The following is a 10,316-nucleotide window of genomic DNA, read 5'->3' on the forward strand; positions in this document are numbered from 1 at the left end:
CCCTTTTTTTGGTTGTGCGGGGGGCTGGTTTTTTTTAAAACCCCCCGGGGGGGGGCCCGGGGCCCGCGCGGTGGGGGCTTAATTCCGCGCCCGGGGGCCCGGGGGGTAAGCCCGCCGCCGGGCCCCGCGTCGCGCTTTTCACCTCGGAGTGGTCAACCCCGGGAGTGGATCGGTCAGTCGCAGATGAGCAGGCTCAGCCGGCTGTCGCCGCACACGAGCAGGCTCAGGCGGCTGCCGCCACCGTGGCCGCCGCCACCGAACTCGGGGGCCTCTTCGGTCTCCATCGCCTGCAGGTCGAGAAGTGCCATGGTGATCATTCCTCTCGGTAGTGGTACTCGATCGACGGGACATCGATCGCCTGGTGCGCCCGCCCGAAACCGCAGGCGGGTCTTGCTTCGATCCCCGTGAAGGGATCGGCTTCAGGGCCGCGAAGGCGGCGGGAGGAAGGGCAGTTGCACGGGTCGGTCGTGCAGGGCGCTGCCCAACGCGAGCAGGCAACCGGCGGTGCCGGTGCTGAGATCCATCGACAGCCGCATCATCTGCTCACCGGCGAAGGCGAGTCGGCCCCGGTAGGGGACCGCGCCCCAGGACAACGACTCGATCTGCCGACGGATGTCGGCCGGTTCGGTCCCGGGCCCACCGGTGGTGGTGCGGCTCAGGTGCAGCACCATGCCCGCCGTGCCCCGGAACAGGCCGGGCTGGGCACAGAACCTGGCCTGCGCGGCGCGCACGATCTCGCCGCGGGCCTGCTCGAACTCGGCGTCGGGACGGTGCGCGAGGTAGTCGTCCAGGACCATGCCGATGCCTACGCTGCCCGCGCCCAGGTAGGGCATCGTGCGGCTGCCCTCGTCGACCTGGAGGGTGCCGCCGACCGCGATCACACAGCGGGCCAGGTCGGCCCGCAGCGCTTCGGCGGCGGCGTCCAACAGGCTCGGGTCGCCGAGTCGTTCGTACAGGCGCAGGTACAGCAGCGCGCCGCCGGTGGCGCCGTGCAACAAGCCGGCCCGGGCCGGTGCGGGACCGGTGCGGATTCGGTCCGCGAGCTGCTCGGCACACGCGAACGCATGGGTGTCCAGGGCGGATTCGCCGGTGGAGCCGGCCAGGTCGTGCAGGGCCAGGCCGAGACCGGCGAGGCCGCTGTGCAGATCCGGTCCCAGCATGCGCCGGTCCTGCGCGAGGATCGTGTCGACCAGATCCAGGGCCCGTTCCCGCCGACCGAGCCGGTCCAGCGTCCAGGCGACGCCGGACAGGCCGTCGTAGAAGCCGATCGGGTTCCCGGGCGGCGGGTTCTCGGTGGCGCGCAACAGCCATTCCTCGGCCGCCGGAAGCGGCTCGGCGTCGGTCTCGGCCAGCGCGTACAACACGCCCGCCGCTCCGTACCCGAAGCTCGCACCGCCGCCGGGCACGGCGAACTGGACGATGTCGCCCGGGAAACAACGATCGTCGCGGCCCGGTGTGGCGGACGCGTGGATCGCCCGGGCCATCGAGTCGCGGCTGTTCGGCCAGTCGTCCAAGGCGACCGGGAGGTAACCGTGGGTCGGCCGGGGGCGATCGGGGATCCTCGTCTGCGGATCCTGCTCGGGCCGGTGCCCGCGCAGGATCTCCTCGACCGCCGTGTCCAGCCAACCGGCCGGGATCGGGAACTGTTCGGCGGCGATGTCGGCCAGATGCCGGGCCTTGTCCCGATCCACGGCGAACAGGCTGGTCAGCGGCAGGAACAGGGCGATCCGCAGACACGCCAGGGCGTAGCGGTCCACCTCCGCGCCACGTCGGTCGCGCGGGGCGACGAAGCCGGGATGGGCGACCACCTGTCGGGCGTTGTCGTCGTCCACGGCGGCGGCCTCGAAATCGAGCAGCGTCACCGCGCTCTCGTCCTCGGACATCATGATGTTGAACAGGTGCAGGTCGTTGAAGACCACACCGCGAGCGTGGACCTGCGCGACCGCGTTCTCCACGAGGGTGTAGACCCGCATCGCCCACTGGGTGTACTCGACCAGTTGCTCGGGCGAGGGATCCGTCTCGATCAGCGGATGCCGGTGGGCGAAGAATGTGTTCAGCGGGCTGCCCTGGATGAACTCCAACACCAGGAAGCTGTGTTCGCCGAGGGTGAACCAGTCGTGCACCTCGGGGGTACAGCCGAGCCCGCTCAGTCGGCGCAGCGCGTCGCGCTCGCGCTCCAACCGGGTGACCGCGTCCGCGCCGTCCGCGGCGAGCCCGGCGTGCGGCCGGGCCTCCTTGAGTACGACCTGCTCGTCGGTGCGCAGATCCCGGCCGATGTAGACGCCGCCGCCGTTGGAGAAGTGCAGCGCACGCTCGATCTTGTACGGGAGTTCGCCGACGGTGGTCGCGGACCGGGCGGCCAGGTGCGGGGCCAGGAAGGCGGGCAGGTCGAGCCACGGCGGCAGCCGAAAGGTGGGTTCGCGGCGGTCGGGGACCAGGGTGCCGGTGTCGTCCGCGATCGCGGGACACGGTTCGCCGCGCTCGTTGTGGCAGTTGCGCTCGGTGAAGCTGCCGTACCGCAGGTGGACCGGTCCTTCGCCCCAGCGCAGGTCGCTGAGGATGTACGGGCCGGGTTCGCCGGCCAACAGCTCGGCCAGGTCGGTCGCGATGTTGCGACACTGCTCGTCGTCGGTGGGGTAGACGGTGACGAACTTCCCGCTGCCGGCCCGGTCGGCGTACTTGGCGTTGCGCGTGTGCAGCAGGTACCGGCTCGGTACGCACTTGAAGGCGATGCCGCGTGGGACGCAGTAGTCCCAGACGGCGGCGAGTATCCTCTCGGCGTTGCCCAGGCACGCGGAGACGTGGATCTTCCAGCCCTGGGCGGGCAGCGGGTACTCGGCCGGTCGGAAGGCGAGCCAGTCGGCGAAGTTGTGCCGCAGCCAGCCGTCCGGGAGTTCGCGGCGCGTGGTCCGGTAGGACGCCGCCGGACCGCTCTCGTCCGTGCGGAGCCGGTGCGGTGCGTCGTAGAACGTCCGATCGGCGTCGCAGTAGGCCGCGTACCCCTTGTTCATCGCACTCCCATTCCCGATGGCTGGTGCCGTGGAGAACGTTGCCGGCGAACAGGAGTGGACGGCAGTCGTATTCATCACGAAACGTCATGAGGAACGCACGGGTCCGCACGTGAAGAACTCACGTGCATGACAACCGAGTTACCGGTCGGGGCGGGAGCGCCGCCGATGCGGGTGCCCGACACGCGAGCGGCAACCACCGCGTACACCAGCGGTGTTGCCGATCCGGGAGCCGGGAGCCGGGAGCCATGACCCGGGAGCCGGCCGCGAAGCGCGGTGGCTCAGGGCGCGGTGACGGTGAAGCGGACCGGGGTGCCGGGGACCGCCTGGGCGGCTTGGCCGAGGTGTTCCTCGGGGACCACGCCGATCACCGGGTAGCCGCCGGTGACCGGGTGGTCGGCCAGGAAGAGCACCGGTCGTCCGTCCGGGGGCACCTGCACCGCACCCAACACCATGCCCTCGCTGGGCAGTTCGTCGGTGCGTGCCCAGCTCAACGCGGGCCCGTCGGTACGCAGCCCGATCCGGTTGCTCGCCGAGGCCACCGTGTAGCGGGCGGCGCCGAGCGAGGCCGGGGCGCCGGGCGAGAACCAGTCCCGGCGCGGGCCGAGGACCAGCGGCAGCACGAGTTCGCTGGGTGGGCCCGGGCATCGGGACACGTCCGCGCCCGCCGGGGTGGGGCCGCTCGGCTCGCCCAGTGCCAACACGTCGCCGTCGGCCAGCGGCGCCGGCCCCAGCCCGGAGAGCAGGTCGGTGGAGCGGCTGCCCAGGACCGGTTCGACCGCCACGCCGCCGGCGAAGGCCAGGTAGCCGCGCAGACCGGCGGTGGCCGGGCCGACGTCGAGCACGGCGCCGGCCGGGATCCGGATCGCCGCGCCCCACGCCACCGGGCGGCCCTGCACCCGGACCGTGCAGGGTGCGCCGACCACCGCGGCCACGGTGGTCGAGCGCACCCGCACGGCGGTGCCGGTCAGAGTGGTCTCCAGGGTCGCCGCGTCCGGCGGATTGCCGACCAGGCGATTGGCCAGCCGGTGTGCGGGTTGGTCCAGTGCGCCGGAGCGGGGCACGCCCAGGTGCGCGAACCCGGCTCGGCCCAGGTCCTGCACGGTGGTCAGGGCGCCGGCCCGGACCACCTCGACGGCCCGCGTGTTCATCCCCCCTCCGGCACGAAGTGCACCCGCACGCCCGGGGCGAACAGTGCGGCGGGCTCCCGGGCGGCATCCCACAACACCGCGTCGGTGCTGCCGATCAGTTGCCAACCGCCGGGCGAGGAGCGCGGATACACGCCCGCGTACTCGCCGGCCAGCCCCACCGAGCCGACCGGTACGGCGGTGCGCGGGGTGGCCCGGCGGGCCAGGTGGTAGCGCTCGGGCAGCCCGGTGAGGTAGCCGAAGCCGGGCGCGAAGCCGCAGAAGGCGACCCGGAAGGTGACCGCGCCGATGATCTCCGGGACCCGCTCGACCGGCACCCGCCACAGCCCGGCCACCTCGACCAGATCCGGCCCGTCGTAGCGGACCGCGATCTCGATCCGCTCGCCCGCCTCGGCGGACAGCGGCGGGATGCGCCAACCGGGTACGTCGGCGGCCAGTGCGGCGGGATCCGCGAGCCCGTCCAACAGCACGGTGCGGGCCGCCGGAACGATTTCGCGCACCGTCGGCAGGGTTCCCGCGGCGCGGCGGCGCAGCAGTTCGGCGTGCAGCGCCTCGGCCCGGTCGGCCGTGTCCACCTCCAGGAGCAGCGCGTGTCGGCCCACCGGCAGGGCCCTCACGCGAACGGCTCCAGGGACACGTCGGCGGCCAGCAGCGCGCGGCGGACCCGCAGCGCCAGCTCGGCCGCGCCCGGGGTGTCGCCGTGCAGGCACAGCGACCGGGCCGAGACGGCGACCCGCTCTCCGGTGATGGCGACGACGGCGCCCTCACGCGCCATCGTCAACGAGCGGGACACGACCCGGTCGCCGTCGTGGACGACGGCCCCGGGTTCCCCGCGCGGCACCAGGGTGCCCTGCGCGGTGTATGCGCGGTCCGCGAACGCCTCGCGTACGCAAGGCAGTCCGGCGGACTCGGCGGCTTCGAGCAGGCGCGAGTCGGGCAGCCCGAGCACCGGCAGCGCACCGCCGGCCAGGAGCACACCGGCGACCACCGCGCCGGCCTGGTCCACGTCCCACACCGCGCGGTTGTACAGCGCGCCGTGCGGCTTGACATAGGCCACCCGGGCCCCGGCGGCACGCGCGAAGACCTCCAACGCGCCGATCTGGTACGCCACTTCGGCGGCCAGCTCGGCGGCCGGGACGTCCATCGCCCGGCGGCCGAAGCCGGCCAGGTCGCGGTAGGAGACCTGCGCGCCGATCCGCACGCCGCGCTCGACGGCCAGGTCGCAGACCCGACGCATCGTGGCCGGGTCCCCGGCGTGGAATCCGCACGCGACGTTGGCGCTGGTCACCACGGACAGCAGCGCCGCGTCGTCGGTCAGCGTCCAGCGGCCGAAGCCCTCGCCCAGGTCGGCGTTGAGGTCGATCACGGTGGTGTTCATGCGCCGTCCATCCGCATCGCGGTGCAGATCATCTCGCACGCGTCGTCCAGGTAGCGCTCCAGGACCGCCGCGGCGCCCGCGGTGTCGCCGGCCCCGAGCAGGTCGACGATGCGCCGATTCAGGCGCAGGAACGGTTCGTGCAGCGCGCGGGCCGAGGGCATGGCCAGGAAGGCCAGCCGCAGCTCGGCGAGCAACCGGGTCATGTACTCGTCCAGCCGCGGGCTGCCCGCGAGGGCGACCAGGGCCCGGTGGAAGCGCAGGTCGGCGGTGCCGACCTCGGGCCAGTCGCCGGCGTCGGCCGCCGCCTCGCCGCCGGCCACCGCTGCGTGCAGTGCGGCGAGGTGTACGGGGCCGGCCGTGGCCGCGGCGCGCAGGCCGGTGCCCTCCAGGGCCCGACGGACCGCGTAGATGTCGTTCACGTCGTCGGGGTCGAGCGTGCGCACGAAGACGCCCCGGTTCATCTCGTGCACGACCAGGCGGCCGTCGACCAGCGTGCGAAACGCCTCGCGCAGCGTGTTGCGGGAGACTCCGAGGGCGGCGCCCAGGGCCTGTTCGGAGAGTCGGGTGCCCGGGGGCAGCGCACCCTCGGCGATGCGATCGCGCAGCACCTCGGCGACACGTTGTGCGGTGCCCGAACGCCCGAGCAGGTCGCGATCGGCGGCAAGGCGTCCGAGCGTGTCGTCGGCGGAAGGCCGGGCGAGGTCGACGTCTTGGCCCATGTGGGGTCCCCCAGAGTGCGACGAGCGGTGCGGGAGGAAGTAGATCAAGTTCCCGCACCGTTCACAAGGTCTTGTGGGATTGTTCAACAATAGCTTAGCCTCCTCGGCACCTCCTCGTCCCCCTGTTCGAGGACCCGAGCGTGGAAGGCTGCGCAATGATTGTGCTCCTCGGCGTCCTGCTGGTGATCGTAGGGTTCGCCACTCGACGCAACCCCCTGTTGGTGGTCGGTGTCTCCGGCGTGGCCACCGGCCTGCTCGGCGACCTGTCCCCGCGCGAAGTGCTCGCCGCCTTCGGCAACGGCTTCGCCTCCAGCCGGGGCGTGACGATCTTCGCGATCACCCTGCCGGTGATCGGGCTCCTGGAGCGCAACGGCCTTCAGGAGCAGGCCCGGACGCTGATCGCGCGATTCGGCAAACTCACCACCGGGCGTTTCCTGGTGCTGTACCTGGGTCTGCGTCAGCTCACCGCCGCCGTCGGCCTGGTCAGCCTGGGCGGACCGGCCCAGACGGTACGGCCGTTGGTGGTCCCGATGGCGGAGGGCGCCGCCGAGCGCAGCCACGGACCGCTCCCGGACAAGACCCGGGAGAAGATTCGTTCGCATGCCGCCGGCGCGGACAACGTCGGCCTGTTCTTCGGCGAGGACTGCTTCCTGGCGGTCGGTTCGATCCTGCTGATCACCGGCTTCGTGAACACCACGTACCACCAGCACATCGAGCCGCTGCACGTGGCGTTGTGGGCGATTCCCACCGCCGTCTTCGCGTTCCTCATCCACGGCGGCCGACTGCTGCGGCTGGACCGCACGTTGGCCCGCGAGTTCGCGGCGATCGCCGCCGCCGGACCGCCCGCCGAAACCGCCGCCGCATCCGTCGTCGCCGGTCCCGCCGCCGGCATCGTCGCCGAGGGGAAGCTCAAGTGATCAAGGTCGAGTGGTTCTTCTGGCTCGTCGGCGCCGTCTTCCTGGTGATGGCCGCGCAGATGCTCGTGGACCGCAGCAACCCCAAGCGGTTCGGCAGCGCCGCGTTCTGGGGCCTGCTCGGCGCGGGCTTCGTCTACAGCACCCGCGTCGTGGAGAAGACCTCCCCGGCCGAACCGCTGGGCGTGGCCGTGCTGGTGATGGTGTGTCTGGCCGGCTTCGGCTTCACCGGCAAGGGCACCGTGCACACCACCGGCCGCGAGCAGCGGGTGGCCATCGCCGCCCGACTCGGCAGCCGCCTCTTCATCCCCGCACTGACCATCCCGGTGGTGGCGATGGTGTGCGCGGTGCTCGTGAAGAAGTGGCACATCGGCTCCGAACCGGTCCTGCAAAAGGGCAGCGAGACCATCCTGGGACTGGGCGTCGGCGCGATCGTCGCGCTGGTGGTCGGCATGCTCGTGGTCCGCGAGAAGCGGATCAGCGTGCCGATCCACGAGGGCCGCTCGATGCTGGAGGCGATGGGCTGGGCGCTGCTGCTGCCGCAACTGCTGGCCACGCTCGGCTCGATCTTCCAGGTCTCGGGCGTGGGCAAGCAGGTCGGCGTGCTCACCTCGAAGGTACTGCCGGACGGCAAGATCTACGTCGCGGTGATCGTGTACTGCCTGGGCATGTTCCTGTTCACCATGATCATGGGCAATGCCTTCGCCGCGTTCCCGGTGATGACCGCGGCGATCGGCTGGCCGGTGCTGGTGGTCGAGGGCGGCGGCGATCCGGCGGTGGTGCTCGCACTGGGCATGCTCGCGGGCTTCTGCGGCACGCTGTGCACCCCGATGGCGGCCAACTTCAACATCGTGCCCGCGGCGCTGCTGGGGCTCAAGGACCAGTACGGGCCGATCAAGGCGCAACTGCCCACCGCCGGCGCGCTGCTCGTCGTCAACATCGGCATCATGTCGGCCTTCGCCTTCTGATCCCGCCGCGTCCCCTGTCCACCGCGTCCCAGGAGAGAACCACCATGACCCGCGTACTCGTCACCGGATTCGACACCTTCGCCGGCGAGGCCACCAACCCCTCCTGGGAGGCGGTACGCCTGCTCGCGGACGCGGCCGAACCGGGCCTGACGGTGACGGCGGTCAAACTCTCCTGTGTCTACGGGGTCGCGCTGGAGGAACTGCGGGCCGCCGTCGAGCGGGTCGACCCCGACCTGGTGTTGTGCGTGGGCCAGGCCGGCGGTCGGCCGGACGTGACCGTGGAGCGGGTCGCGATCAACGTCGACGACGCCCGGATCCCGGACAACGCCGGCCGGCAGCCGATCGACACACCGATCGTCGAGGCGGGCCCCGCCGCGTACTTCGCCACGCTGCCGGTCAAGGCGTGCGTCGCGGCGGCCCGCGCCGCCGGCGTGCCCGCGTCGGTGTCCCAGACGGCGGGCACCTTCGTCTGCAACCACGTCTTCTACGGCCTGATGCACCTGCTCGCCACCGAACGCCCCACCACCCGCGGCGGCTTCGTGCACGTCCCGTTCTCCTCCGACCAGGCCACCGACCGGGCGGTCCCCTCACTGCCGCTGCCCACGATCGCCGCCGGCCTGCGCGCCGTCATGACCACCGCCGTCGCCCGCACCACCGACATCACCGCCCCGGGCGGCACCACCCACTGACCACCCGTCCGCCCGTCGACACGGGATGCGAGCCGACAGCGGTCGCCCGGGTTCGCGAACGGCCCGAGGCCCTCGATCGTGGAGGTACGGACGGCCGCGTGCGGAGCGAGTCGGCACGGGGGTGGATACTGGTGCCCGGTCATCGTGCTCGCTGCCACGGGTGATGGCTCGGTGGGTGCGGGTCGACCGAGGACGGTCCCCGCCGGGCGTCCCGTATCGGGACGGGACCACCGGGCACCGGACGCGACCTCGATGCGCCCCGCCACCGCGGCTCGCGGTGCGCGCACCGGCCACGTCGTCGACGAGGGACCCACCATGAAGCGATACATCCTGACCGGCACGCCCGGTGCCGGCAAGACGACCGTGCTGCGCCTGTTGGCGCAGGCGGGGTACGCCGTCGTCGAGGAGGCGGCGACCGACGTCATCGCCCGAGGACAGGCCCGGGGCGAGCGCGAGCCGTGGACCGACGCGTCGTTCGTCGACCGGGTCGTCGCGCTGCAACGCGAACGGGAGCGGGAGGCCGGGACCCGGAGCGAGGACGTGTGCTTCTTCGACCGGTCGCCGATCTGCACCCACGCGCTGAGCGTCTACCTCGACCGGCCGATCTCGGCGGCGCTGTCCGCCGAACTCGACCGGATCGCCGAGGCCGGCACGTATCGACGTCGGGTGTTCTTCCTCCGGAACCTGGGCTTTTGCGAACCCACCGCCGCCCGCCGGATCGACTTCGCCCAGTCGTTGGAGTTCGAGCGCGTCCACGAGGAGAGCTACCGGGCCTTCGGCTACGACCTCGTCGACATCCCGGCCGCGACTGCGCACGAACGCGTCGCGACGATCCTGCGAACGCTTCGCGACTCCACCGACTGACCGCCGCGCCGGGCCCGGGATCGGGGTGGACGATCGAGGGTCACCCGTTCGGCAGTCCGCCGGTGGGTGGTGCGAACCGGGTGCGGATACCGGGTGTCGTGCGGAAACTCGGGAGTGCCGGGGTGACACAGTGTAGCCAGTCGGCGTCGAGGCGGCATTTTCGGCATGCGGGGGGCTCTTCGCCCGGCTTACCTGGAAGTCGCGAGCACGGCTGTCCCAGTGGTAGGTCGCTACCGCGTCCGGGCTCGCCGGAGGTTGCATCATGCGTTCGATCACCAGGCTTGCGGGCACCGCGCTGCTCGGCGCGACGCTCGCGCTCGCCGTCCCCGCGGTCGCCCACGCCGCTCCGGCCCGCCCCCAGGTCAACCCGGCGGACTGTGCCAAAGCGGTCGCCGCCGCCGCGAAGGGGCAATTGCAGTACGACGCCGCGGTCGCGGACTTCGCCAGGGACGCCGCCGCCGCGGCCGGGCAGCCCGACAAGTCCCGGCAGGAACAGCTCGAACGCGCCAAGAACGAGATGGGCGCCGCCGCCTCGGCCGCCGCCGAGGCGTGCCCGGACGCCAGGGTCCTCGGCGGCAAGGGCGGGTCGGACAAGAGCCGGCCGGACGCCGAGCAGGCCGCGCACGGC

General features: G+C 72.3%; 11 protein-coding genes. 5 read left to right on the forward strand and 6 right to left on the reverse strand.

Features of this window, described 5'->3' with window-relative positions:
* Positions 1-173: 173 nt before the first annotated feature.
* From ACFXMF_RS44245 to ACFXMF_RS44270, 6 genes are all read right to left on the reverse strand, one after another.
* Entirely contained in the window at positions 174-308 is a 135-nt protein-coding gene (locus tag ACFXMF_RS44245) for a SapB/AmfS family lanthipeptide (RefSeq protein ID WP_360309119.1), read from the reverse strand.
* Between the two features lie 111 nt (positions 309-419).
* Entirely contained in the window at positions 420-3,011 is a 2,592-nt protein-coding gene (lanKC, locus tag ACFXMF_RS44250) for a class III lanthionine synthetase LanKC (protein WP_379992709.1), read from the reverse strand.
* 278 nt (positions 3,012-3,289) lie between these two features.
* A complete protein-coding gene (locus tag ACFXMF_RS44255; protein ID WP_360309115.1) occupies positions 3,290-4,159 on the reverse strand; it encodes a biotin-dependent carboxyltransferase family protein in 870 nt (289 codons plus the stop codon).
* The gene (locus ACFXMF_RS44260) at positions 4,156-4,773 is read right to left on the reverse strand and encodes a carboxyltransferase domain-containing protein (protein WP_360309113.1); all 618 of its coding nucleotides are present in this window, start codon (positions 4,771-4,773) and stop codon (positions 4,156-4,158) included. The genes ACFXMF_RS44255 and ACFXMF_RS44260 overlap by 4 nt, the downstream gene beginning before the upstream one ends.
* Positions 4,770-5,534: a LamB/YcsF family protein gene (locus ACFXMF_RS44265; RefSeq protein ID WP_379992307.1), complete on the reverse strand. Its 765-nt coding sequence runs from the start codon at positions 5,532-5,534 to the stop codon at positions 4,770-4,772. The genes ACFXMF_RS44260 and ACFXMF_RS44265 overlap by 4 nt, the downstream gene beginning before the upstream one ends.
* Positions 5,531-6,253 carry a GntR family transcriptional regulator gene (locus ACFXMF_RS44270; RefSeq protein ID WP_360309109.1) on the reverse strand — a complete coding sequence of 241 codons (723 nt, stop codon included), beginning with the start codon at positions 6,251-6,253 and terminating at the stop codon, positions 5,531-5,533. The genes ACFXMF_RS44265 and ACFXMF_RS44270 overlap by 4 nt, the downstream gene beginning before the upstream one ends.
* 155 nt (positions 6,254-6,408) lie before the next feature.
* On the opposite strand from ACFXMF_RS44270, the gene ACFXMF_RS44275 reads away from it, so the two are divergent.
* From ACFXMF_RS44275 to ACFXMF_RS44295, 5 genes are all read left to right on the forward strand, one after another.
* The gene (locus ACFXMF_RS44275) at positions 6,409-7,170 is read left to right on the forward strand and encodes a DUF969 domain-containing protein (protein ID WP_360309107.1); all 762 of its coding nucleotides are present in this window, start codon (positions 6,409-6,411) and stop codon (positions 7,168-7,170) included.
* Positions 7,167-8,135, forward strand: a complete 969-nt coding sequence (locus tag ACFXMF_RS44280; protein WP_379992308.1) for a DUF979 domain-containing protein — start codon at positions 7,167-7,169, stop codon at positions 8,133-8,135. Before ACFXMF_RS44275 ends, ACFXMF_RS44280 begins: the two co-directional genes overlap by 4 nt.
* 44 nt (positions 8,136-8,179) lie before the next feature.
* Positions 8,180-8,824 (forward strand): pyroglutamyl-peptidase I, encoded by a 645-nt coding sequence (gene pcp / locus ACFXMF_RS44285; protein WP_360309103.1) that lies wholly within the window; start codon positions 8,180-8,182, stop codon positions 8,822-8,824.
* Between the two features lie 315 nt (positions 8,825-9,139).
* Positions 9,140-9,688 (forward strand): AAA family ATPase, encoded by a 549-nt coding sequence (locus ACFXMF_RS44290; RefSeq protein WP_379992309.1) that lies wholly within the window; start codon positions 9,140-9,142, stop codon positions 9,686-9,688.
* Between the two features lie 262 nt (positions 9,689-9,950).
* Positions 9,951-10,316 (forward strand): hypothetical protein (locus ACFXMF_RS44295; RefSeq protein WP_380021185.1); only part of this gene is annotated, 366 nt, incomplete at its 3' end.

It is taken from the genome of Embleya sp. NPDC059213, from assembly GCF_042754445.1.
Lineage (GTDB): Bacteria > Actinomycetota > Actinomycetes > Streptomycetales > Streptomycetaceae > Embleya.

Coding starts and splice junctions, on each gene's coding strand:
- ACFXMF_RS44245 (WP_360309119.1), bottom strand. CDS start 308: ATGGCACTTCTCGACCTGCAGGCGATGGAGACCGAAGAGGCCCCCGAG.
- ACFXMF_RS44290 (WP_379992309.1), top strand. CDS start 9,140: ATGAAGCGATACATCCTGACCGGCACGCCCGGTGCCGGCAAGACGACC.
- ACFXMF_RS44255 (WP_360309115.1), bottom strand. CDS start 4,159: ATGAACACGCGGGCCGTCGAGGTGGTCCGGGCCGGCGCCCTGACCACC.
- ACFXMF_RS44275 (WP_360309107.1), top strand. CDS start 6,409: ATGATTGTGCTCCTCGGCGTCCTGCTGGTGATCGTAGGGTTCGCCACT.
- ACFXMF_RS44265 (WP_379992307.1), bottom strand. CDS start 5,534: ATGAACACCACCGTGATCGACCTCAACGCCGACCTGGGCGAGGGCTTC.
- lanKC (WP_379992709.1), bottom strand. CDS start 3,011: ATGAACAAGGGGTACGCGGCCTACTGCGACGCCGATCGGACGTTCTAC.
- pcp (WP_360309103.1), top strand. CDS start 8,180: ATGACCCGCGTACTCGTCACCGGATTCGACACCTTCGCCGGCGAGGCC.
- ACFXMF_RS44270 (WP_360309109.1), bottom strand. CDS start 6,253: ATGGGCCAAGACGTCGACCTCGCCCGGCCTTCCGCCGACGACACGCTC.